This window comes from Bacillus cereus group sp. BfR-BA-01356, assembly GCF_022663635.1.
Taxonomy (GTDB): domain Bacteria; phylum Bacillota; class Bacilli; order Bacillales; family Bacillaceae_G; genus Bacillus_A; species Bacillus_A cereus.
The window spans coordinates 38996-63130 of record NZ_JAKUFX010000005.1; the positions used below are offsets into that span (position 1 = coordinate 38996).

Below are 24135 nucleotides of genomic sequence, written 5' to 3' on the forward strand. Positions count from 1 at the left end.
TTTTCATTAAGATGAGATAAAACGTGGTATAGTAACATTATATAAATTATTGTTGTTTGAAAGGTAAGAAATTGAGGTGTTACATATATGAGTAAGCGTTATGTCGTTGTTGATTTAGAGACGACAGGGAACTCCTGGAAAGATGGGAAGGATAAAATTACCCAAATTGCAGCTGTTGTAGTAGAAGATGGAGAGATATTGGAGATTTTTTCGTCTTTTGTTAACCCAAAGAGAGAGATCCCACCATTTATTACAGAATTAACAGGGATTGATGAAAGTCTTGTAAAACAAGCCCCGTTATTTCAAGATGTAGCCCCGATGATTGTTGAGCTATTACAAGGTGCGGCTTTCGTTGCGCATAATGTTCACTTTGATTGGAATTTTTTAAATGAAGAATTAAGGCAAGCTGGATATACAGAAATACATTGTCCGAAAATCGACACGGTTGAATTGGCTCAAATTCTTTTGCCGACAGCCGATAGTTATAAATTACGTGATTTAGCTAAGAAACATGAACTAGAGCACGATCAACCACATCGTGCGGATAGTGATGCTCTTGCAACAGCGGAATTATTTTTACAATTTTTAAATGAAATTGAAAAGTTACCACTTGTCACGTTGCAATCGCTTTATGAATTAAGTGATGTGTTCCAAAGCGATATAGCTGATGTGCTTTCTGAAAATATTTTAAAGAAAGTAATGCACGGTAAAGAAGATATAACGGAGTATGAAATACATCGAAATATTGCGCTGAAAAAGCGGAACTATTCCTTAAACCTTGGAGAAACGTGTTCATCAAAGTTTGATGCTTTCTTGAATAAAACGATGGATAAATTGGAATCACATATGCCAAAGTTTGAAAGAAGAGAAAGTCAACAACTGATGATGAAAGAGATATATACGGCGTTAAGAGATTCTCGTTTTTCACTAATTGAAGCCGGTACAGGAACAGGAAAGACTCTCGCTTATTTGCTTCCTAGTCTTTATTTTGCAAAGAGAAAAGAAGAACCTGTCATTATAAGTACACAAACGGTACAACTCCAACAACAAATATTAGAAAAAGAAATTCCGTTATTACAAAAAATAATGCCATTTTCATTTGAGGCAGCTCTTCTAAAAGGAAGAAAGCATTATTTATGCTTACATAAATTTGAGTATGCTTTGCAAGAGGAAGAAAAAAATTATGATATGGCACTTACAAAGGCGAAGATTTTAGTTTGGCTATTGCAAACTGAAACAGGTGATCGAGACGAATTAAATATTCCTGAGGGCGGAAAGTTACTTTGGAATCGTATTTGTAGCGATGCGTATAGTCCAGGCGGTATGCAAAGTAATTGGTTTAGTCGTTGTTTTTACCAGCGAGCGAAGAATAAAGCTTTATTTGCAGATATCGTTATTACAAATCATGCGTTATTATTTCAAGATTTTTCAAGTGAAGAACCGTTGTTCGCTTCATGCGAACATATTATTTTTGATGAAGCTCACCATATTGAAGAAGCCGCGAGTAGAACATTGGGTGAACAGTTCTCTTGTATGTATTTTCAATTGGTTATATCTCGTCTTGGGACACTAGAAACAGAAGATGTACTCTCCAAAGTATATAAAATGATGAAAAAATCAGAGCAAGCATCTCGTTCAACTTTCCGTATGATAAGTTATAGTTTGAAGGAACTTAAGTTTGATGCGGATGAACTCTTCCAAATGTTACGTACTTTTATATTTAAACAAACAAAGCAAGAGCAAGGAACGAATAATATGCCGCTCATCTATAGGTATAACGCAGAACTAGAAAAAGGTAAGTTGTGGGATAGTATCGTCGAATTAACAAATCGTTTTATATATGAATTAAGAAGGGTAGTAACTGCTCTTGAGAAGCAAGTGGATATATTGCAAAGTAAGTTAGAATGGGAGATGCATGTTGTAACAGGTGAATTTATGCATTTAATTGAGTTGCTGAGAAAGATGGCAGAATCATTACAGTTACTCGTATTAGAAAAGAATTCGTATGTAACTTGGATGGAGACTGAAACGAAAGGGACGATTCATTCAACAGTTCTATATGCACAGCCTGTTCATATTGGTGAAAGATTTGCTGATGAATTTTTAACAGAAAAAAAGAGTGTTATTTTTACATCCGCAACACTAACAGTTAACGATACGTTTGATTATATAAAAGAGGAACTTGGTTTACATGATTTCGCTCCAAATACTTTAAAGGTTCCGTCGCCATTTCGTTATGATGAACAGATGAAATTAATGGTGTCAACGGATGTACCTTTTATTAAGCAAGTAAGTAATGAGCGATATATTGAATCTGTATCGGAACATATTGCAAAGATAGCGAAAGCCACAAAAGGCAGAATGCTCGTTTTATTCACTTCGTATGAAATGTTAAAAGAAGCGTATGCGAATTTAAAAAATAATGATGAATTAGAGGGGTATTTATTACTGACCCAAAGTGTGAATAATAGAAGTCGAAGCCGCTTAATTCGAAAGTTTCAAGAATTCGACAAATCAATTTTATTAGGGACGAGCAGTTTCTGGGAAGGAATAGATATTCCAGGAGATGCCTTAAGTTGTCTTGTTATAGTCCGTCTACCATTTACACCTCCTCATCAGCCGATGATGGAAGCGAAAGGTGAGTGGCTAAAAAATCAAGGTGAAGATGTATTTGCTAAATTAGCGCTTCCACAAGCAATATTACGTTTCAAACAAGGATTCGGCCGCTTAATTCGAACGAATACAGATACAGGAACGGTAGTAGTGTTAGATCGTCGTTTGACGAGTTCTTCCTATGGAAAACGATTTCTACAATCGATTCCTAACGTACCTCTTTATGAAGGACCATTAGAAGAATTGTTAGTACAATTAGAAGAACCACCAAATGAATAAAAATGGAAGAAAAATACGCCTGAAGTACTTATAAACTTCAGGCGTAAAAAATGTGGGTAGGAGGAATTTTATTTTTCTTACTTCTTGTATACAAAATGTGTTGGTTTTCGACTTGAAACCTTTTTTTGCTGTACATGTCCTGCTATAATAGATGGGTGATGAAGCAGGGGTTGTAAAGAATGTACTCTTATTGTAACCGCATTGCGTTCTTCTATAATTAGAAATTTTTGTGTAACGGAGGAGTTTTTTCATGGAGAAGAAAATCGAAGTACTATCAACGACGCGTATTAAATATTCGTCGGATTTGTATAAAATTGTTGATAGTTTAAATCGTACGTTAAAAGAGCAGGACCTCATGTTCGGACTAGCATTAGACGAAAAAGATAAAGAAACAGCTGTATTTACGATTTACAGAACGTAGTGATACAATGAAAAAGTGGATCTTTGCAATCATTATTGTTATCGTTGCTAGCGGAATATATGGGGCGTATGTTTATAATAAAGCGATGGGAAAGAAAATTCCAAAAGAGTCGAAATTTGTAGAAATTGCTAAAGAAAAAGCAAAGCTTACAAAGGTGAAATCTGTTGATTATTACAACGGAAAATCTGCATATATAGTCGTGCAAGGTACAGATGAAAAGGGAGAACAACTTATCGTTTGGGTGCCTGAGAAAAAAGGGGATACTGTAGTAAGGAAAAAGAGCGAAGGTATTTCTGAAAAAGAGGCTATACAAAGAACAATAGAGCAAGTCGGCAATGAAAGTAAGGAATCAAAAAGTAAGCCGAAAGAGATTATGAAAGTGAAATTAGGCTTTGAAAATGATGTACCACTATGGGAAGTTACATATATTGATGATGACAATCGTTATAGTTATTACTATCTTGAATTTAAAGATGGAAAATTTTTAAGACGATATAGCATTGAAAAATAGATGTAGGGGGAACTACAAATGAAATTAGCAAAGCGAGTAGCTGCTTTAACACCGTCTTCAACTTTAGAAATTACAGCAAAGGCACAAGCATTAAAAGCAGAGGGTCATGATGTAATTGCATTAGGGGCAGGGGAACCTGACTTTAATACACCAGAGCATATTATGGATGCTGCACATAAAGCGATGTTAGAAGGGCATACGAAGTATACACCAACAGGTGGATTACAATCGTTAAAACAAGAAATTGTGAAGAAATTTACTCGCGATCAAGGTATTGCGTATGATCCATCTGAAATTATTGTATGTAATGGTGCAAAGCATGCATTGTATACATTATTCCAAGTATTACTTGATGAAGGAGATGAAGTTATCATCCCAACTCCTTACTGGGTAAGCTATCCAGAGCAGGTAAAGCTTGCTGGCGGTAAGCCGGTTTATGTAGAAGGTTTAGAAGACAATGAGTACAAAATTACAGCAAAGCAGCTGCGTGAGGCAATTACAGAGAAAACGAAAGCAGTTATTATTAATTCACCGAGCAATCCAACAGGAATGATTTATAGCAAAGAAGAATTACAACAGCTTGGAGAAGTATGTTTAGAACATGATATTTTAATCGTTTCTGATGAAATTTATGAAAAATTAATTTATGGTGGCGTAGAATATACTTCAATTGCCCAGCTTTCTAATGCATTAAAAGAACAAACACTTATTATTAATGGTGTATCTAAATCTCATTCTATGACAGGATGGCGTATTGGATATGCTGCAGGAAATAAGCAGCTTATTAAAGCGATGACGAACTTAGCGAGTCATAGTACGTCAAACCCTACTTCAATCGCTCAATACGGCGCAATTGCGGCATATGCAGGCTCACAAGAACCTGTGGAAACAATGTGTCAAGCCTTTGAAGAGAGATTAAACATTATTTATGATAAATTAATTCAAATCCCTGGCTTTACTTGCATTAAACCGCAAGGTGCATTTTACTTATTCCCTAACGTAAAAGAAGCTGTAGCTTTATCAGGATATGCAACAGTTGATGATTGGGCAAAAGCTCTATTAGAAGAGGAAAAAGTGGCTCTTGTACCAGGTACAGGATTTGGTGCTCCAAATAATGTTCGCTTATCATATGCGACATCTCTTGAACAAGTAGAGAAAGCATTAGAGCGTATCCATACATTTATGAAAAGTAAAGTGCAAGCTTAATTTTATATTTCATTCATGTAATATAAAAAACCTCCCCATTAATAGGGAGGTTTTTTTGACGAATTGTGGCAAAAAGAAATAGCTAAAGGTGTGTTATACTAGAGAGCGAGGTGTTTGGTGATGAAAAAGAAAATGATGTTACAGTGGTTTGAGCAGGGAAGCATTGCAATTCCAAAATTACTTATGATGCATTATAAAAAATTAGGTTTAAATGAGACGGAATTTATGGTCGTACTTCATGTACACACATTTTTAGAATCAGGTAATTCGTTTCCGACTCCTTCAGAGATTTCTGAACGGATGACGATAACGGAAATGAAATGTATGGAAGTAATTCAAGCATTGATTCAAAAAGGGTTTTTATCACTAGAAGGTGGACAAAGATCAGAAGCGATGATGTGCGAAAGTTATTCTTTACAACCGTTATGGGAAAAAATATTACATTTCTTAATGGATGAATCGATAGAGGAAGAGCAAAAAGAAAAAAAACAGCTGCAAGTAAATTTATATACAGTATTTGAAAAAGAATTTGGAAGACCACTTTCGCCGTTCGAATGTGAAACGTTAGGAATGTGGGAGGACCAAGATCAACATCATCCCAATTTAATTCAAGCGGCTCTTAGAGAAGCTGTAATGAGTGGAAAACTAAATTTCCGATATATTGATCGTATTTTATTTGAATGGAAAAAGAATGGAATTAAAACGGTAGATCAGGCTCAAAATCAAGGTCAAAAATTTAGAGCGAATCAACAAAGAGCACAACAAATGACAAAACAAGAGACGAAATTTACTGGAAAAGTGCCTTTTTATAATTGGTTGGAGCAGTAATATAGGAGGAAGTATATGTTAAATAAAACGCAAATTCGCTATTGTTTAGACACAATGGCGGATATGTATCCAGAAGCACATTGTGAATTAATTCATGAGAATCCTTTTGAATTAGTAATCGCGGTAGCACTATCTGCACAATGTACAGATGCACTTGTAAATAAAGTGACGAAAAATTTATTTCAAAAATATAAAACACCAGAAGATTATTTAAGTGTATCTTTGGAAGAGTTACAACAAGATATACGTTCTATTGGGTTGTATAGAAATAAAGCAAAAAACATTCAAAAATTGTGTCAGATGTTGCTGGATGATTACAATGGAAAAGTTCCAGAAGACCGTGACGAGTTGACGAAATTACCAGGAGTAGGGAGAAAAACAGCAAATGTAGTTGTTTCGGTAGCGTATGGCATCCCGGCAATTGCTGTTGATACGCATGTAGAAAGAGTGAGCAAACGGTTAGCGATTTGTAGATGGAAAGATTCGGTGTTAGAAGTAGAAAAAACATTAATGAAGAAAGTACCGATGGATGAGTGGGGAGTTACACATCATCGTATGATTTTCTTTGGACGTTATCACTGTAAAGCACAACGACCGCAATGTGAGGAGTGCAGACTGTTAGAAGTATGTCGTGAAGGAAAGAAGCGAATGAAGGTGAAATAAAGGATGGAGCGAGTTATAGAAATACCGAAAGAATTTCACTGTTTACCATTTTTTAAAGAAAGTGTAAATTTAGTTAAGTATCATACAGACAATTCTTTTGAAGAGATAATACAAAATACTTACTTTATATTTGATATTGAAAGACAGTATGAGCCGTGGAAGGAAATTGAAAACAGCATTCCAGCGATGTTGAATGTATGGAAAAATAAGCATGAAGACATTGCTATACTGTTTCGAAATAGAAATAAGCAAGAGGCTGAGGGACCAATGATTCTTTTTGCAGCTCACTTGTTATCGGTTGTCTATTGGCTAAATGAACAACCTGTTCATAGTTTGAATGAAATGCAAATAAATACGAATAAATTAAAAGTGCAACCTGTTAATTTTATGGAAAGATATTCATTCATTATAAAGAAACCGAGTAATTATCATTCTTATATTCAATTAGCGCAGTTGTATATCGAAATAGAAAAGCTGTATGTAAAGAAAATGATAACAAAAAAGAAGTCCGCTTCTCGTTAAGAGAAACGGACTTCTTTTTTGTATATTAGGACTCTGTTGTAACAACAGCACCGTCTGCGTGAGGTGTATCTCCTCCGGTATTTTGGTGTTGCTGTTCTTGTTGTTTCTTAGCCTCTTCTTCAGCTTTTTTCTTGGCCTCTTCTTCAGCTTTCTTCTTAGCTTCTTCATCAGCTTTTTTCTTAGCTTCTTCTTCAGCTTTTCTTCTAGCTTCCTCATCAGCTTTCTTTTGAGCTTCTTCTTGCTGTTTACGTTGTTGTTCTTGCTGTTGTTCTTGTTGTTTCTTAGCCTCTTCTTCAGCCTTTTTCTTAGCTTCGTCTTGTTTTACTTTATCTTCATTAGCCTTTTTCTGGGCTTCTTCATCAGCTTTTTTCTTAGCTTCTTCATCGGCCTTTTTCTTAGCCTCTTCTTCAGCTTTTTTCGCATCTGGAGTTCCGCCAGGCGCAGTGAAGGATGCACCAACTGCTGGGCTTGTTCCAGTGCCTTTTTTCGCTACTACAGAGAAGCTGTAAGTAACACCTGGTTTAATACCACCAAGAGTAGCTGTCGTACCACTTATTGATAGGCTACCACTTGAACCATCAGTTGCTTTATAGCTGGCTGCATATGCATCGACTTCTGCTGGTCCAGACCAGTTTAGTGTAACTGTGCTAGCGCCATCAAAAGTGACATTCAGACCACTAGGGGCATCTACTTTAATTTGTTTAATTGCATCTTTTTTCGCACCTTTTACGTATAATTCTCCGTTTATTTCTTGTACAGAAGAAGGACGTTCAAAGCGTGATTTATCTGTAGCGAATTTGCTCATCATTACTTGGAACATTTGCTGTGCAATTTTAGTATAACGATCACTAATGTAGTTTTCTGGACCATTCTTTACGTAACCCGTCCATACAGCCATCGTATATTGTGGTGTATATCCAGCGAACCAGCTATCCCTGTTTGCATCAGCTGGAATGCCGTATTTCTTTAAATCTTTTGCATCAAAGTTTTGCGTTCCAGTTTTACCCGCTACGTCAACACCTGAAACATATGCTGTTGGTCCTGTACCACCAGAACCAGGTTTTACTACGTCACGAAGAACGTCAGTTACCATGTAAGCTGTATAGTCTTGCATAGCGCGTTGTTCTTTCGGTTTAAAGCTTTTCTTTTTCCCGTCCGGGAAGGTTACTTCTTTTACGAAATGTGGTTTATTATAGTTACCACCATTACCGAAGGTTGCATATGCACCTGCTACTGCTAATGGAGAACTATCGTTACTACCAATTGCAGTAGATTCATGTACTCCATTTTCAAATGTCATGCCTAAACCTTCAGCAAACTCTTTTGATTTATTAAGTCCAACTGTTTGAGCTGTCTTTAAAGCCGGGATGTTTAATGACTTCTTCAATGCTTCACGAAGTGAAACGTCACCTTTAAAACTCCCTGTAGCATTTTTAATCTTTGTGCCATCCGAATAAGTATATTCAGAGTCATTTAATTGATGGTAAGTAGACCATTGAAGATTCTCAATCGCTGGACCGTAGTCGAAAATTGGTTTCATTGTTGAACCAACTTGGCGTTTTAAATCAGTTGCCATATTATGACCTTTGAAAGTGGACTTATTTTCTTTACGTCCAGCACCAATTGCTCGAACTTCTCCAGATTGTGTATCCATAAATACGAATGATCCTTGGAATTGATCGTTTGGATACTTAATAAGATTACCATCCATAATTTTTTCAGCGTAATCTTGAGCATCTTGATCAAGTGTTGTATGAATCGTTAAACCATCTGAACCGATATTTACATCAGGATATTCTTTTTCAACTTCTTTTACAACCGCATCTAAAAATGCTTGATACTTCATCTCAGTTACTTCTGAAGACGGTTGAAGGCCCTCAGTTACTGGGATCTTAACGGCGTTATTCATTTCTTCTTTTGTTATATAACCATGTCGATTCATTAATGATAATACGACATTACGACGATTTGTTGCTCGTTCAACATTTTCCTTTTTTGTTGGATCATAAATGTTTGGACCTTGGGGTAAACCAGCGAGCATAGCAGCTTCATGTAATTGCAAGTCTTTTAAATCTTTACCATAATATTTTTGCGCTGCTGTCGCAATACCGTATGAACGGTTACCCAAATTAATCTTATTTAAGTACATTTCTAAAATCTCATGTTTAGAGTATTGTTGCTCTAATTTGTAAGATAAGTACCATTCTTGTACTTTTCTTTTAGCAGTTTTGTCCATCGTTAGAAAGTAGTTTTTAACGACTTGCTGTGTAATCGTACTACCACCTTGGGAACCGAAACCACCAGTGACATTTTCCATAACTGCTTTTGTAGTTCGTTTAAAATCAATTCCATTATGATCATAGAAACGCGAATCCTCAGTTGCAAGGAATGCATTTTCAACTACTTTTGGAATTTGATCATAAGTAACGTGTGTTCGTTTTTCAGCACCGTATTCATAGAAGAAATTCCCGTTTTTATCAAGAAACTTTGTTGATAAAGGATTAACAAGTTTGGCTTTGTCTAATTTTGGAGCATCCTTTACCATAACAAAGAAAGCGGAAACGCCGGCTACAAGACCAACGATACCAAGAAGTAGACAACCTATAAGAAATTTCTTGAAAAAGGAGCCTTTTTTCTTTGGTTTTTCTTCTTTATGTGTTTTTTTTTCTTGATTTTTCACATGATTTCGTTCTGTACGAGAACGATAATTATCTGACATTATACTTTCTCCTACCTTTCATTCTCTCCCCCAAAAGTCGAAAAAAGAGCCTTAGTGATGACTCTATCACGAAAAATAAACCATGTCTAGTACACGGATATAGTCAATCCGAGGGTGATAACCGCATGATAATAAGGATCCATGCTCTTCTATTTCTTCTTTCGTAATCGACTTGCGTCCACCAGTATTTTGACGATTCCAAAATGCAATAATATGTTTTGCATCTAGTAAATAAAATTCATCAAAAAGTGTAAATTTAATAATAACAAATGCAATTCCATTATGAGCAACCACTTGCTTCATATGTTCAATTTGATGAAGGTGGAAGTTTTGAAGTGGGAAACTAGTTTTATTTTTTGTTTCCTTTGCTTCAAAATCGATGTATTTCCCTTTGTATACACCGTTGTAATCTGTTGTAGAAGGTTGTTTAAAATACGCTTCTTTTACCACTGCAGCACTTCGAGCGGGGTAATCTACTTTTACAATTTGAAGAGGTGTAGGCTTTTTATGTACACATGCAATATTATGGGTTAAGTAATATTGATTTGTTTCATTCAATTCCTCTTCAAGGGACATACCTCTATTACTATAAGTATGTGTTTTTATAGGTGTTTTTTGAGGTTGTGAAGCTTGATTATACCTTTTTCCATTTGGGTAACGAATGGTCATAGTGTGTCCACCCCCAACTTGCTAAGAATTACTTACAAAGGTGATTATATCAAAAAATGAAAAAAGATGTGACCTTTTTGATGAAAGGTATGATGACTTATTTATGTTTACATGGAATGATTATATGAAAATGAAACAAAATCGAGAAAAAAATTTTTGTACAGAGGAAGAAAAAGCAATCATTCACAATATTAAAAAGAAAACAGAAATAGCTAATGTGGACAATATTTCTCGGACACAATCTTATCAAGAATATTATGTAAGAAATAGTGAAATCAGGTGGGCCTTTTTAGCGAGTATGGTTTCGAGAAATGCGGGCTGGAATATGACTGATTTAGAAGGGAGATATTATGCTACTGTTTTACCTAGAACGGTAAAAAAACATTTATTTATTCTGTACGAACAGGCTAATTGGATTATTTTTTTAGATGCATTTCCTCAGCTATTATTGTATGAGGAAAGTAAGAAGAGACGTGCACCTCTCTTTCATTTGTTGCAATATTTCAACGTATCAATTTTTATGGAAAAAGAATGGTTACTTTTCTGGGAAAGAAGAGATATGAATAGGCTTATGACAGCGCTTATTATAAATGAACAAAATAAAATTCAAAAACCAGTCATTGAGAACACATATTTTAAAAAACATGTATTCCATACTGCACTTTTTAAAGTACAAGAAAGACTTCATATTAGTGCAGTTATCTTCCCAACAATTGAAGGGAGAATGTATGGATTTTCGGTTTATCAATTTGAAACGTTACAACAGCGTATAGAACTAGGAAAAAAATTAGCATGGTTATTGTTTCATCCAATTTATAATGGTTCGTTTTATAAGTTTGCATTGAAAACTACACATACTGGGTCTAGAGAAGATTATGAAGTTTACGCAAAGGAAACTCGAAAGTCTTATACGCCAACACTTAGAGATATTTATCCTGTTATTTTACATGAAGAAATAAAAATGAGAGATTGGTTTTGTGCAAATATGAAAATGAATGTGCTATTTGTACCTGAAGAACCTAAAGGGGAAGTTAATATAACAGAATGGTATAGAAGAAAGAGAGAACAAATCTATAGGCTATCTATCGCAAATCGTTTTGCTAAAAGGATGGATGAGTTCATGATATAATAAAAAAGAAGTCCCGTCTTCCATTTTGAAGACGGGACTTCTTAATTTGAAACAATCCTGCTATGTGTGCTACAACTTTAATCTCAAAACGTAATGCTAGTAGGAGATTAAGGGTGACTTGAAATTTAACTGTTCGTAATAAAGTCTCGCTTTATGTAGCAGGGAAGTTTGGACCATCTAGCTTTGGATTGCCAGTCTCGGGTTTATTTTGTTGTTTGTTTTGGTTTTTCTTTTTTTCATTTTTGTTCTTTGCCATTGTAATACACCTCCTTTTTGTATTGTTACCATTTCTATAAATGACATACGAAATGATTTCTTTGACGAATAACAACTAGTTTTGTCATGTGGGCAGGAGTGGTGAATCATTCGGCGAAATTACATGACAAAGGAAAAGCAAAGAAGGAGGCGTTTTGTATATGGCGATGGTTCAGAAGGAAGATGTAATGAAAAAAATGGATCAAATGTTAAGTTCTCTCGATTTGCTGGAAATGAATATAGGGATTAGAATGAATCATGCATTAAAGGATGCGAGTGAAAAAATATGCAATAAGATAGAAATAACAGAAATGCATATTGAACATATGGAAAATAAATTAGTGCATCACGAAGAGAAAGGGAATTGGGTAAAGACATTTCAAAACGTCGTAGTGAGTGCATAATAAGGTGGGAAAGAAATGAAGAATGAAGCATTAATACAGTCTTCAGAAAAACTCATGCAGTATAATAATGAAGCGAATGTAAAAAAGAGAGAACTAACCGAATACGACTTTTATAAGGATATGAAACCGTTTGTAGATATGGTAGATGAGGAATTAAAGAAGTGGAAAGAATTAGCTTATAAGTGGATTAAAGAAGAAAAGCCAAAATATATACATGTACAGCAAATTGATCAAGTATATGATAATTTACAAACGAATGTGTTGCAATGCTTTGTAAATAAAGGTAAAGGTAAACGATTCTTTGAAACACACCAAGCCATTTCGTATACTTTGCAAAATATAGTTGAGCAATGTAAATAACAAGAGGGAGAGCCCTCTTGTTATTTTTATGCTTCTGTCATTGTTGTAGGTTTTGTTGCGCCGTTTATTTCTAATTCTTTTATTAATGTTCGATAATCTGATATGCATATTTTTCCTTCGAGATACCAATGTCTCGCAAAGTCTAATAATTCATTTGCATTCTCTGTGCAATACCCCTTTTTTTGAGAAAACGCTTGTTTTAAATCCCCTAATACCATGTTGATTCCTCCCCCATGAGAATCTTCTTCTTTATTATCATAGCATGGAAGGGTTTTCTTTTTTAATTTTTTAAAAATTTAAACTTCCGACAAAAATAGACAGATACTCCATCACACATATTATTTTATAGGTACATATTATATATGTAGAAACTTATGTGAAGGAGGAGAGAATGCATGTTTCAACAACCTAACTTATATCAGCAAACGAATCCATATGCACAGCAAAATATGTACCAATATAATACGGATACATATTTACGGTATAATATGTATCCTTTCGAGCCTTATTATGGAAATCAAAATTATTATCAACCGTTTGAAGTGTCCTTTATGAATCAAGCTCAACAACCACAACAGCAGCAACCTTATGTGAATCAAGCTCAACAACCACAACAGCAGCAACCTTATGTGAATCAAGCTCAACAACCACAACAGCAGCAACCTTATGTGAATCAAGCTCAACAATCACAAGCTCAGCAACCATACATGAATCAACCACAGCAGCAGCCTTATATGAATTCGCAATATTATATGCCACCACCATCGCCGTATGCTAATCAACAAGCGATGTTTTATCCACCAAAACAACCGTACCCGACGCAGGGTAAGCAAAAGCAACAACAGCCAAGTCAGTTTTCTAGTTTTGTTTCTCAATTTAAAACATCAGATGGTAACTATGATGTAAATAAAATGATGAATACAGCTGGACAAATGATGAATGCGATGAATCAAGTGACAGGTATTGTAAAGCAAGTTGGAGGCTTTTTTGGTAAGTGATGTTGAAGGATTGTCTATAAAAACAATGTAAATGAAATAAAGGACTAGACAAATTTCCTTGTAATAAATGGGTATATATAACAAACGGCTTTCTCTCTTTTCTCATACTGTAAAGTGTAATCAGATTTTTTTAACGAGAGAGGAGAGAAAAAACTATGCATCATTGTCATCCTTGCTTTGGAGGGCATAAGCCTACAGGACCTATTTGTACGACTGCTCCTGTCATTCATCCGACGAAACAATGCGTAACACACTCTTTTTCAACAACGGTGGTGCCACACATTTTCCCAACACATACAACACATGTACATCATCAACAAATTAAAAACCAAAACTTCTTCCCGCAAACAAATTCAAATGTAAATGTTGTGGACCCAATCGACCCAGGATTCGGTGGCGGATGTGGACCGTGTGGCCATGGTCATCATCATCACCACCACGGTCATCAAATATCTCCATTTGGGCCAGGACCGAATGTATCACCGTTTGGACCAGGACCAAATGTATCACCGTTTTTACCAAACAATGTATCACCAGTAGGTCCAAATATCGGACCAAACGTTGGTGGAATATTTAAAAAGTAAATGATATGTTAGAACTAGCGAAATGCTAGTTCTTTTTTTGTAATTGGAGTGTTGATATGAAAGTTATTGCAGTAACAGGATATAAGCCATTTGAACTTGGAATATTTAAAAATGATCATCCAGGAGTGGAGTGTATAAAGAAAGCATTACACCGTAAATTACTCACTTTTGTAGAAGATGGTTTAGAATGGGTTATAATAAGCGGCCAATTAGGTGTAGAATTATGGGCTGCTGAAGTTGTTTTTGAAATGCAAGTAGAATATCCTGATTTAAAATTAGCGGTATTCACTCCGTTTTTAGAACAAGAAGAAAATTGGAAAGAAGATAATCGTGAATATTACGAATTTATTCTTTCTCAAGCAGACCATGTTGATAGTATCACGAAACGGAAGTATGAAAGCCCAGAGCAATTTAAATTAAAAAATCAATTTTTTATTGAAAAAAGTGATGCGCTTTTAGCGGTATACGATGAAGAAAAACCAGGAAGTCCCAAATATATTGTAGAATCAGCAAAGAAAAAAGGGGAAATAGAAAATTATCACAGTTATTTCATTCTTTTTTCTGATTTACAAGATATAATAGAAGAGGAACAGTGGAATAATGCAGAGTAATATGTAATATAGTACTCGTATATATGATTGACAAAAAGCATTGTTTCTGAAAAAATTTAGTTAATGAAAGTTTTGGTAAAAATTTGAGGTGAAGAAAATGATTTCGGATAAAATTAAATTAACAGCGAAAGATATTTTAGAAAAAGAATTTAAAACAGGTATGAGAGGTTATCAGCAAGAAGAAGTAGACAAGTTTCTTGATATGATCATTAAAGACTATGAAGCTTTCCACAAAGAGTTTGAGCAATTAAAGCAACAAAATGCTCGTTTAAAGCGTGAATTAGAGGAACAAAAACTAGCAGTAACGCAAGTTCCACAACAACCTGTACAAACACCAGTTGCACAACCGGTTTATAACAACACGAATACGGATATTTTAAAACGCTTATCTAACTTAGAAAAAGCTGTATTTGGAAGTAAGTTATACGAATGATGTAAGGTGGGAAAAGGTTTAAGCATTTTACATAGAAAAAAACGTTGCAAAATCTTTTTGTTTCCACTATACTAATGGATGTCATAACGTTTGGGTAATCGCTGCAACGCCAACGTTGTAGAGGAAAGTCCATGCTCGCACGGCCTGAGATGGCTGTAGTGTTCGTGCCTAGCCAATTCATAAGCTAGGGTATTCTGGCTGTAAGGCTGGTTTAACGGCAGGGAAAAAACCTAAGTCCTTTCGGATATGGTTTGACTACCTTTAAAGTGCCACAGTGACGAAGTCCTTGAAGAAATGATAGGAGTGGAACGAGGTAAACCCCACGAGCGAGAAACCCAAATAATGGTAGGGGAATCTTTTCCAAGGAAATGAACGACGGGAAAGGACAGGTTTTATAACCTGTAGATAGATGATTGCCACCGGAGTACGAGGCGTGGGCCGTTTGTAGTACAAAGGAACAGAACATGGCTTACAGAACGTTATGAACCAACTATGAAATAACTCAGCTCTCCTTTGTTAGAGGAGGGCTTTTTATTTGTATGAAGTTATAAAGTATGAGTTAAAATGGTTAATGAGAATATTTTTCGTAAAATGTAATAATTAATAGGACCAATTGCTATTAATTATTGTTTGAATATACATAAGAGGTGAATGCAAATGGGAAAAGTTACTTTAATTGCAACAGCGGCAATGGGTATTGAAGCGTTAGTTGCCCGAGAAGTTCGCGATCTTGGTTATGAATGTCAAGTAGAAAACAGCAAAGTAACATTTGAAGCAGATGAAAAGGCGATTTGTCGTACGAATTTATGGTTACGTACTGCAGACCGTGTAAAAATTAAAGTTGGCGAATTTAAAGCAACGACATTTGATGAGCTATTTGAAAAAACGAAAGCATTAAACTGGGGAGATTATATTCCAGAGAATGGCGAATTCCCTGTTATCGGTAAATCTTTAAAATCTGAATTATTCAGTGTTTCGGATTGCCAACGTATCGTTAAAAAAGCTGTCGTTGAAAAATTAAAAACAACATATAAACGTACAACTTGGTTTGAAGAAGATGGTCCGTTATTCCGTATTGAGATTGCAATGCTCAAGGATATTGCAACATTAACAATTGATGCGAGCGGTGTTGGACTTCATAAACGTGGATACCGTATGGATCAAGGGGAAGCTCCGTTAAAAGAAACATTAGCTGCGTCTTTAATTAAATTAACAAACTGGAAGCCAGATCGTCCATTTGTTGATCCATTCTGTGGATCAGGTACAATTCCGATTGAAGCAGCATTAATTGGACAAAACATTGCACCAGGATTTAACCGTGGTTTCGCATCTGACGAGTGGGGCTGGGTAGGTAAACAAAACTGGCGTGAAGCTCGTCAAGAAGCTGAAGATTTAGCGAACTATGATCAACGATTACAAATCATTGGATCAGATATTGATCATCGTATGATTCGAGTTGCTCAAGATAACGCAGAAGAAGTAGGCTTAGGCGATTTAATTACATTTAAACAAATGCAAGTAAAAGATTTCACAACAAAAGAGGATTATGGCTACGTTGTAACGAATCCTCCATACGGAGAACGTTTAAGTGAAAAAGCACTCGTTGAACAACTGTATAAAGAAATGGGACAAGTATTCCGCCCGTTAGATACATGGTCAGCGTATGTATTAACAAGCTACGAAGCATTTGAGAAGTGTTATGGAAAAGATGCGTCGAAGAAGCGTAAACTGTTTAACGGATTTATCCGTACAGATTACTACCAATACTTCGGAAAACGTCCACCGCGTAATTCATAGTATAAAGGCATTTGAAGGGCTAAAACATAATTGGTTCGCTTAGAACAAGTTATTAAATATTAGCCCAATAAATAAACCTCATTCTTTTTTCCAAAAGGAAGAAAGGGTGAGGTTTTTTGTTGTATAAAATTGTAATGCAAGAATTTTCAGATGATAGGGAATTACGTAATTTAAGTAAACATACTTTGAAATCTTATAAAGAAATTTTGAAAAGATTTGAGTCCTTTTGTGTAAATAAAGGGATATTTGACACTGATAAAGTTACGTCAAAAGTTGCAAAAGAGTTTTTCATTTATTGTAAGCATGAGTTGAAAAATAGTATATCTACAATAAATGAAAAGAATCGAACATTAAAGGTGTATTTTAAGTACCTAGAAGAAGGGATAGTCGAAGAAAACCCATTCAAAAAAATAAAATTTAGTAAAGAAGATACCATAACAGATGTTTTAACAGATGAGTAAGTAAAGAGTATTCTTGAACACTTTGATAGAGGGCATTATAAAGGGACAAATTATGCTTTAATGAGAAATCAAATGGTAATAGTCCTATTGATTTCTACAGGGCTTAGGAGAGAAGAATTAGTTAATTTAAAGTGGCCTGATATTGACATGAGGAATAGGACAATTATGACTTATGGGAAGAAAAGAACCGTTGCTACTATTCCATACACACAGCCCCATTTTCCGAAGAGTTGCGGTCACTCTTCGGTACCCATATCGTAATTTATGCCGAAGACAAACATCCTTTATTTTCTCTTCTATCTCATCTCTTAGGTCCACTGTTCGTTGTAACCAACGATAAAATGTAGACCAGGGTAATTCTAATACATTACATAATTCTTTTACCGTTAGTTTTGTTTTGAAATCGGTCCATAAAGTAACTACAGTTTCCGGGTTTAATTCCTTTCGATTTCCAGATACTTTCCCCATATCAGTAATTTTGTTTTTAACTGTTTATTTTCTAACCGTAGCTGTTCCAATTCATTTAACTCTTTTGGCCCTTTTCCATAAGAATATTGTTTTCCTACAGGTTGTTGAAAACGGTACGTTTGACCGGTACGATACCATTTCATCCACGTCTTAATTTGGGAAACATTTTTAATTCCAAACTGCTCCATAATGGTCCGATTGGAATATCCATCCTTTTTCATGTACCACTATTCGGGTTCACTTCAAAATTTAGGAGGGCGTTTTTTTGAGTCGTGAATCTTTTTGATTTTCGTTTTCGTAATTCGTTTTAATATATAAAGTTGGCAAATTAGAGAATCCTCAAACCCCTTGATAACAATGAGATTTATCATGTCTCAAAAGTACCAAATTGCAATTAAGGATACCCTCTTGGACATTTTGGAATATTAAATTACTTGTTTAAAATGCGATGGGATATCACTTTTTGTCCGAAAATGAGAAATAAGGTGACATTTTCTGATAAACTTATATCAAAAAGTGTCTCAAAAATGGACAAAAAGTGATAGGTATAGAAAATAGATAGTAAAAAGAATAGATAGTATAAAAGGAAGGTCGCTAACGCTCTTTGATTCGCCTTCGGCTCATTACCTCACTTCGTTCGGTGGGGCTTTGCCCTTCTTTTACATAATAAAAATGTTTTAAATGAACTTTAAAAGATATTTTAAGCAAAATAAATTATTTAATTAAAGATTTTAAAGAAGTATGAAAATAAAAAAGGGTGGTTATCTATTTTACAACCACCCTTTTAATTCAACCTATTAACCACCAGTATGACCATCCGACATTTGTTTTACAGTATAAATTGTTTCATGTGTATCTTTAGAATCCAGTACACCAAATGTTAATGTTAGTGCAGTCATAATTCCCGTTAAACTAATTATTACTTTTTTCATTTTAACGCCCCCTTATCATGAATTTTTTCTCTTGCATTTGAACTTAGATAGAAGTATTTACTTGCCTTTAAATGATTGCCTTCATGATAAAATTTCACTGCTAATTTTTCATTATATTCATTAATGTACTCGTATAGGTTTTCTTTTTCAAAATAGAGCATTCCTGCTAGTATTATTGATTCTAATTGTTCTCCAGAAACCTCATTGTTTATCGTTAGTAAGATATTAAAGCGATGTTGGTATTCCTCATTTTTTAATTTTAAACTGATTTCTAAACCTGTTTTTAAAAGTTCTAATGCTTTTTCTTTATTATTAATTTTTGCATGTTCACATGCTTCAATTAAAATCGCTCTATAGTTTGCTGGCATTTTTTCAGTTACTTCGGATAAATAGCGAATTGCTAATTCTGAAAGGTTTTGATTTGCATACATAAAACCTAAGTTATGTCGAACGTATAAGGTTGCTTGTTCTTCGTTTTGTTTTTGGAATATATCCAATGCAGAGATAAGACATTCTTCTGCTAATTCATATTCTTTCAAATGTATACATGCTAATCCATAAAGATTATTACAGTAACCAATGTTTAATTCATAACCATTGTATTTAGAAAAAATTTCTTTTGCCTTAGAAACCTGTTTAAGTGCTAAAACATATTGTTGGTTATGGCAACTGAAGGTAGAAAGTTTAAAATAAAATTCTGCTTGTTCAAGTTGATCTGGGATTTGTTTTAATTTAATTTCGGCTTTTTCATAATGTTCTTTTGCCAAATTATAATCACCAGTTATGTTTGAGTGCATTGCCTTGAAAAAATGGTAATAATATAATAAAGGTTCATCTGTTGGTATATCAAAAGATTCTATTTCTTTAAAACTATCTTTGCCAATACTTAAACTGTCCATCAAGTATTGATAACGGAAGTTCAATAAAGAGTGGTATAAAAGTACATTTTTATCGTCTTTTACACTGGTAATGTTTTTATCGAGTTCCTTTTTTAGTTGCTTTGCATTATTTAAATTTCTTTTTCGAATTTCTATATACCAGTTATCTAATAACTTTGTAATCTGTTCATTCCCCTTTGTTTGAACGTTCATGATATCCTCCTTTGGATTTTATAGATTCTTATAAATAATGATAGCAAGAATAGAATATAATAGATATTATACTTAATTGTTTTTCAACAAAAAACTGAATTTTCTGTTTTTGTTAAGGGTAATATAAAATCGTTTTAAATAGTACATAATAGGAAGTTTATGCGAGTGGAAAAATATGGTATTTTTATTAGTAAAGTGCAAATTTTATTAAAGGAAAGAGGGCGTAGGGATGGGGAATTTAGAACCATTTACAGGGGTGACGGTAACAGGGCAGATACTAAAAGAAGGATATACATTAAATTGGCGTAATCAAGAATTAATCATTGGGCAAAAAGTAAAAAGTGAATTGATAAATATTGATACAAAAAAATGGAAACAGAATATTTCAATGCTTGAAATTGTTAGTGAAGATAGTGTGAAAAATGTGCAAAGTGCTGTAGTTCGTGGCGTTATTGGGAATATTGCATTAGGTGGTGCAGGAGCGTTAGCAGGGGCTTTGTCTGCAAAGAATGATTCTACATTTCATGTAATAATTAGATATCATAATGGATATGTAGATTTGATAGAATGTGATATTAAATTGTACACCAAACTTTTGCAACAAGTAGCAGAAAATAAACGTTCTGGAAACAGTGAATTCATTAACATGGAATATGATGCAGAAGAGTATAAAAGAAGGAAAGAGCAATTTAATAAAGGGCAAACCATGGATATAGTTGGATGTGGTGTGGTTTTAATTATAATTATTGTTATAGTTTTTGTTTTTATTGGTATTTTGGCAGGTTAATAAAATAGTGAGATTAGTGTGCTAGTGTAAAAAAGAATTCTTTTTTGAAAAGGAGAAGTTATAATTGATGAATTTTATATCTAAATTAACAGATGTCGAATAACCGGAAGTTATTGTTGAATTTAGTAAGAAATATAGGGGTATAAATACTGTGATTTTTGTAAAATACAAGTTTAAGAATTGAGGTAAATAGATGGCACTTGAAACACAAGCAATTCGTAGTATAAAGGAATTTAAAGAAATTTCATTACAGAAAATACAAGTAATTCTTTTTTTATTGTTGACCTTTTTGTTTTTTATTAAAAGTTTTGATTATAATTTTTTTGTAGATTTAAATAATCAATTTATGGGATTGATGGCTCATCAATATTTAAAGAAGGTCCTGTTAGTATTTGTAATGATAATGAACTTTTTAGCCTACTTAGTGATATTAGGAGGGATAATATCAGTTTTTTTACTTCTTATATATCATTTTTATTGGGAGAAACTTACTTGTTATAAGTTAAATGGAGAAAGATGGTATGTGATAAGATATATAACAGAATTGAGCGTGAATTTATCTACTTTCTATTTACTTATTTTGGGTTATTTGAATGTATTAGATGTTAATGTGAAATATACAAATTTGCTAGTGACAGCAGGGTATTTTGCTGGTTTTTTTGTCTTCTTATTTTTCTTTAGTATCATGCGATTTCTTTTTGCTAATACAGATGATTAATGAGAAGCGATGAGATTGTCCAGTTTTGAATCAAATAGTCATCTCATAATTAGGATATAATAAATTATTGAAGATGTTATCTAATTATGTTAAGATAAAACGATGTGTCTAATACATAAATCCATTGTATTTTTTTTCTAGACATATTATTATGGAAGTAGTAACAAATGATTCGGAAAAAAGAAATTAGAGGAAACCTTTAAATTACTAGGTTTATGAGTTTGTTTTGGTGGCAGATTACTACCAATACTTCGGAAAACGTCCACCGCGTAATTCATAGTATAAAACTCCTCCAGCGCGCATATACTGGCTATTATGTAATGCGTAAAGGAGGAAGTCATATGGATAATTTTCAATTATCAATGATTCAAAAAGCTATTCACCGTACGTATGATGAGCTCGGAAAAGAAGTGGATAGTCAAGGTGCGATTGTAGATGAAATACAAAAAGCACAAGAAGAATATTTGTCAGCTCTTTCACATGAAACAGCGATTGATAAACGGTATTTAAAGTCATTAATATAGAAGAAAATTTTCCTTTTTCGAAAGGAAAATTTTTTTTCGTGAATTTCTATGTATTGCAACAGGGGAAAGCAAATGCATACATATGCGTAGCAGTTGCTATTATCTTTTTATAGAAAAACTTTTTGGTTGGAGGCTAAGGATGTTTACTGAGAAGAGATTACCATTTGAAGTAGGAAAACAAGATAATTTTTATGATAAGTTGAATGAGTGGATTGGAGATGTGTTTTACGACATCCTTCCGGAAAAAGGCTTTGAAGAGCGTGATGAACAAATTTTTATGGCGTTTCAGTTAGAACGCGCTTTCCAAGAAAAGAAAGTTATGTTCGCAGAAGCTGGTGTAGGAACAGGGAAAACAATTGTATATCTTCTATATGCAATTTGTTACGCGCGTTATACTGGGAAACCAGCTATTATTGCTTGTGCAGATGAAACGTTAATTGAGCAGCTTGTGAAAGAAGAAGGGGACATCGCTAAGTTATCTGAAGCATTAGGGCTATCTGTTGATGTAAGGCTTGCAAAATCAATGGATAATTATTTATGCTTACGTAAACTTGAAGATGTTATGAGTGGACGAGCTCCAGAAGTAATTGAAGACGTATATTATGAGTTACCACAGTTTGTATTCGATCATGGTACGATGCAAAACTTTACTCACTATGGTGACAGAAAAGAATTTCCACTTTTAAATGACGAAGAATGGTCAAAAGTAAATTGGGATTACTTCCAAGATTGCTTTACTTGTGATTCTCGTCATCGTTGTGGACAAACTCTTTCTCGTGAACATTATCGTAAAGCAGCAGATTTAATTATTTGTTCTCAAGATTTCTATATGGATCATATTTGGACGTACGATGCTCGTAAGCGTGAAGGGCAAATTCCGTTATTACCAGAAAGTAGCTGCGTTGTATTCGATGAAGGACATCTTGTAGAATATGCAGCTCAAAAAGCTTTAACATACCGTTTAAAGCAAACAATGATGGAGCAACTTTTAACGAGATTGCTACAAAACGATATTCGTGAGGAGTTTGCACATTTAGTAGAAGAAACAATTTGGCAAACAGAGCGATTCTTTGATGTGTTACAAGAAAACAAAAAAGAAATTGCCGGTTCTGATCGTTTAGAAATTACTGTGACAGAAAAAGTAACAGCTGAAGCGAAACGACTTTATGCAAAAATCGGTGAAGTTGGAGATGCATTAGTATTCGAAAGTGAAATGCATACAGTAAACACGTATGATTTAAATATTGTTGATGAGCATTTAGATGTATTAGAACATTCACTTCGTCTGTTCATGCACGAGAAAAATGTAATTACTTGGGGTGAAGAAGGTGATGGTGCCTTCACATTAGTGATTATGCCGCGTGCAGTTGAAGAAGTATTACAAGAGAAAGTGTTCTCGAAGAAAATACCGTATATTTTCTCTTCTGCGACATTATCGAACAATGATTCATTCGCGTTTACAGCTAATAGCCTAGGGGTAAAAGATTACTTATCATTCTCAGTTGCTTCACCGTTTGATTACGAAGAGCAAATGGCAGTAAACTTACTATCGCATACGAAAGAAAATGAATGGGAAAGAAAGTGTCAATATACACTTGAAAATATACAAAAAACAAATGGACGTACGCTTGTATTATTCCGTACAACGCAAGAGCTTGCAGCGTTCAAAGAGTATGTAAGTAAGGAGCAAATGTCGGTTCCGTTCTTATATGAAGGAGATCAGGAAATTAGCCAGCTCGTTTCTCGTTTCCAAAATGAAGAAGAGACTGTACTTTGTGCGGTTCATTTATGGGAAGGTTTAGATATTCCTGGTTCATCATTATCACACGTTATTATTTGGTCATTACCATTCCCTCCAAACGATCCTGTGTTTGAAGCGAAACGTAAGCACGTAAATGATCCATTCTGGGATGTAGATGTACCATATATGATTTTACGACTTCGTCAAGGAATTGGGCGTTTAATTCGTACAAGTGAAGATAAAGGTGCTATATCAATCTTCTTATCTGATTCAGAAGATGAGAAAGTAGTTGCAGCTGTGAAAAATGTACTGCCAGTAGAAGGTAAAGAATTATAAGGAGAAAGCTTGGCGCTTGCCAAGCTTTTTTTCTATTATAAAAGGAATTTATGTTTCCGTGTCGAATTAAGTTTG

At 34.4% G+C, this 24135-nt stretch carries 27 protein-coding genes, 1 other RNA gene and 1 pseudogene; 22 read left to right on the forward strand and 7 right to left on the reverse strand.

Annotation, left to right across the window (positions count from 1 at the left end):
* Window positions 1-87 precede the first annotated feature (87 nt).
* The 7 genes from dinG (at window position 88) to MR168_RS03440 (ending at window position 7043) form a co-directional block, all read left to right on the forward strand.
* Window positions 88-2892, forward strand: coding sequence for an ATP-dependent DNA helicase DinG (gene dinG / locus MR168_RS03410; RefSeq protein ID WP_016122186.1), 2805 nt, complete (start codon window positions 88-90; stop codon window positions 2890-2892).
* A 250-nt stretch (window positions 2893-3142) separates the two neighbouring features.
* Window positions 3143-3313, forward strand: coding sequence for a YpmA family protein (locus MR168_RS03415; protein WP_000412179.1), 171 nt, complete (start codon window positions 3143-3145; stop codon window positions 3311-3313).
* Window positions 3314-3320: 7 nt separating this feature from the next.
* Window positions 3321-3824: a cell wall elongation regulator TseB-like domain-containing protein gene (locus MR168_RS03420; RefSeq protein WP_000758739.1), complete on the forward strand. Its 504-nt coding sequence runs from the start codon at window positions 3321-3323 to the stop codon at window positions 3822-3824.
* 18 nt (window positions 3825-3842) lie between these two features.
* On the forward strand, window positions 3843-5030 hold the full coding sequence (aspB, locus tag MR168_RS03425) for an aspartate transaminase AspB (protein ID WP_086411583.1): 1188 nt from the start codon (window positions 3843-3845) through the stop codon (window positions 5028-5030).
* Window positions 5031-5150: 120 nt separating this feature from the next.
* Window positions 5151-5858 (forward strand): DNA replication protein DnaD, encoded by a 708-nt coding sequence (gene dnaD / locus MR168_RS03430; protein ID WP_000728542.1) that lies wholly within the window; start codon window positions 5151-5153, stop codon window positions 5856-5858.
* Window positions 5859-5873: 15 nt separating this feature from the next.
* The gene (gene nth, locus MR168_RS03435; protein ID WP_000933030.1) at window positions 5874-6521 is read left to right on the forward strand and encodes an endonuclease III; all 648 of its coding nucleotides are present in this window, start codon (window positions 5874-5876) and stop codon (window positions 6519-6521) included.
* Window positions 6522-6524: 3 nt separating this feature from the next.
* Complete coding sequence (locus MR168_RS03440) at window positions 6525-7043, forward strand: YpoC family protein (RefSeq protein WP_016122187.1); 519 nt, start codon at window positions 6525-6527, stop codon at window positions 7041-7043.
* A gap of 25 nt (window positions 7044-7068) precedes the next feature.
* Here the strand turns inward: MR168_RS03440 and MR168_RS03445 are convergent, their stop codons facing one another.
* Entirely contained in the window at window positions 7069-9762 is a 2694-nt protein-coding gene (locus MR168_RS03445) for a PBP1A family penicillin-binding protein (RefSeq protein ID WP_086411584.1), read from the reverse strand.
* A 66-nt stretch (window positions 9763-9828) separates the two neighbouring features.
* Window positions 9829-10431 carry a Holliday junction resolvase RecU gene (gene recU, locus MR168_RS03450; RefSeq protein ID WP_000155598.1) on the reverse strand — a complete coding sequence of 201 codons (603 nt, stop codon included), beginning with the start codon at window positions 10429-10431 and terminating at the stop codon, window positions 9829-9831.
* Window positions 10432-10534: 103 nt separating this feature from the next.
* Between recU and MR168_RS03455 the strand changes: the two genes are divergently transcribed.
* Window positions 10535-11560, forward strand: a complete 1026-nt coding sequence (locus MR168_RS03455) for a DUF2515 domain-containing protein (protein WP_086411585.1) — start codon at window positions 10535-10537, stop codon at window positions 11558-11560.
* A 151-nt stretch (window positions 11561-11711) separates the two neighbouring features.
* Here the strand turns inward: MR168_RS03455 and MR168_RS33580 are convergent, their stop codons facing one another.
* Entirely contained in the window at window positions 11712-11891 is a 180-nt protein-coding gene (locus MR168_RS33580) for a hypothetical protein (protein WP_001987054.1), read from the reverse strand.
* A gap of 85 nt (window positions 11892-11976) precedes the next feature.
* Between MR168_RS33580 and MR168_RS03460 the strand changes: the two genes are divergently transcribed.
* The gene (locus tag MR168_RS03460) at window positions 11977-12219 is read left to right on the forward strand and encodes a hypothetical protein (protein ID WP_001252036.1); all 243 of its coding nucleotides are present in this window, start codon (window positions 11977-11979) and stop codon (window positions 12217-12219) included.
* A gap of 15 nt (window positions 12220-12234) precedes the next feature.
* Window positions 12235-12579 (forward strand): YppE family protein, encoded by a 345-nt coding sequence (locus MR168_RS03465; protein WP_000786939.1) that lies wholly within the window; start codon window positions 12235-12237, stop codon window positions 12577-12579.
* Window positions 12580-12605: 26 nt separating this feature from the next.
* On the opposite strand, the gene MR168_RS03470 is transcribed toward MR168_RS03465, so the two are convergent.
* A complete protein-coding gene (locus MR168_RS03470) occupies window positions 12606-12797 on the reverse strand; it encodes a YppF family protein (protein WP_000242652.1) in 192 nt (63 codons plus the stop codon).
* 177 nt (window positions 12798-12974) lie between these two features.
* Here MR168_RS03470 and MR168_RS03475 point away from each other — a divergent pair, with 177 nt between their 5' ends.
* The 8 genes from MR168_RS03475 to MR168_RS03510 all read left to right on the forward strand — a co-directional run bounded on the left by MR168_RS03475 (window position 12975) and on the right by MR168_RS03510 (window position 17724).
* Entirely contained in the window at window positions 12975-13577 is a 603-nt protein-coding gene (locus MR168_RS03475; RefSeq protein ID WP_061113531.1) for a YppG family protein, read from the forward strand.
* A 155-nt stretch (window positions 13578-13732) separates the two neighbouring features.
* Window positions 13733-14161 (forward strand): CotD family spore coat protein, encoded by a 429-nt coding sequence (locus tag MR168_RS03480; protein ID WP_000546270.1) that lies wholly within the window; start codon window positions 13733-13735, stop codon window positions 14159-14161.
* Between the two features lie 56 nt (window positions 14162-14217).
* Window positions 14218-14772, forward strand: coding sequence for an SLOG family protein (locus MR168_RS03485; protein ID WP_000862910.1), 555 nt, complete (start codon window positions 14218-14220; stop codon window positions 14770-14772).
* A 97-nt stretch (window positions 14773-14869) separates the two neighbouring features.
* A complete protein-coding gene (gene gpsB / locus MR168_RS03490) occupies window positions 14870-15205 on the forward strand; it encodes a cell division regulator GpsB (RefSeq protein ID WP_000622431.1) in 336 nt (111 codons plus the stop codon).
* Between the two features lie 86 nt (window positions 15206-15291).
* Window positions 15292-15682: RNase P RNA component class B (gene rnpB, locus MR168_RS03495), an RNA gene on the forward strand.
* A gap of 180 nt (window positions 15683-15862) precedes the next feature.
* The gene (locus MR168_RS03500) at window positions 15863-17002 is read left to right on the forward strand and encodes a THUMP domain-containing class I SAM-dependent RNA methyltransferase (protein WP_000521224.1); all 1140 of its coding nucleotides are present in this window, start codon (window positions 15863-15865) and stop codon (window positions 17000-17002) included.
* Between the two features lie 134 nt (window positions 17003-17136).
* Window positions 17137-17463, forward strand: a complete 327-nt coding sequence (locus tag MR168_RS03505) for a phage integrase SAM-like domain-containing protein (protein WP_086411590.1) — start codon at window positions 17137-17139, stop codon at window positions 17461-17463.
* A 72-nt stretch (window positions 17464-17535) separates the two neighbouring features.
* Window positions 17536-17724: a tyrosine-type recombinase/integrase gene (locus MR168_RS03510; RefSeq protein WP_157404505.1), complete on the forward strand. Its 189-nt coding sequence runs from the start codon at window positions 17536-17538 to the stop codon at window positions 17722-17724.
* On the opposite strand, the pseudogene MR168_RS03515 reads toward MR168_RS03510, so the two are convergent.
* From MR168_RS03515 to MR168_RS03520, 3 genes and pseudogenes are all read right to left on the reverse strand, one after another.
* Window positions 17668-18152 (reverse strand): annotated as a pseudogene (locus MR168_RS03515) (IS3 family transposase); the annotation flags it as partial. The gene MR168_RS03510 and the pseudogene MR168_RS03515 sit on opposite strands and share 57 nt — an antisense overlap.
* 576 nt (window positions 18153-18728) lie before the next feature.
* A complete protein-coding gene (locus tag MR168_RS33290; protein WP_013141855.1) occupies window positions 18729-18863 on the reverse strand; it encodes a hypothetical protein in 135 nt (44 codons plus the stop codon).
* A complete protein-coding gene (locus MR168_RS03520; RefSeq protein ID WP_001102770.1) occupies window positions 18860-19954 on the reverse strand; it encodes a Rap family tetratricopeptide repeat protein in 1095 nt (364 codons plus the stop codon). Before MR168_RS03520 ends, MR168_RS33290 begins: the two co-directional genes overlap by 4 nt.
* A 229-nt stretch (window positions 19955-20183) precedes the next feature.
* On the opposite strand from MR168_RS03520, the gene MR168_RS03525 reads away from it, so the two are divergent.
* From MR168_RS03525 to MR168_RS03540, 4 genes are all read left to right on the forward strand, one after another.
* The gene (locus tag MR168_RS03525) at window positions 20184-20741 is read left to right on the forward strand and encodes a hypothetical protein (RefSeq protein WP_000527307.1); all 558 of its coding nucleotides are present in this window, start codon (window positions 20184-20186) and stop codon (window positions 20739-20741) included.
* A gap of 193 nt (window positions 20742-20934) precedes the next feature.
* Window positions 20935-21459, forward strand: coding sequence for a hypothetical protein (locus tag MR168_RS03530; protein ID WP_001162866.1), 525 nt, complete (start codon window positions 20935-20937; stop codon window positions 21457-21459).
* A 341-nt stretch (window positions 21460-21800) separates the two neighbouring features.
* A complete protein-coding gene (locus MR168_RS03535; protein ID WP_000368570.1) occupies window positions 21801-21983 on the forward strand; it encodes a DUF3921 domain-containing protein in 183 nt (60 codons plus the stop codon).
* A gap of 139 nt (window positions 21984-22122) precedes the next feature.
* Window positions 22123-24060: an ATP-dependent DNA helicase gene (locus tag MR168_RS03540; RefSeq protein ID WP_000493700.1), complete on the forward strand. Its 1938-nt coding sequence runs from the start codon at window positions 22123-22125 to the stop codon at window positions 24058-24060.
* The last annotated feature ends 75 nt before the right edge of the window (window positions 24061-24135 follow it).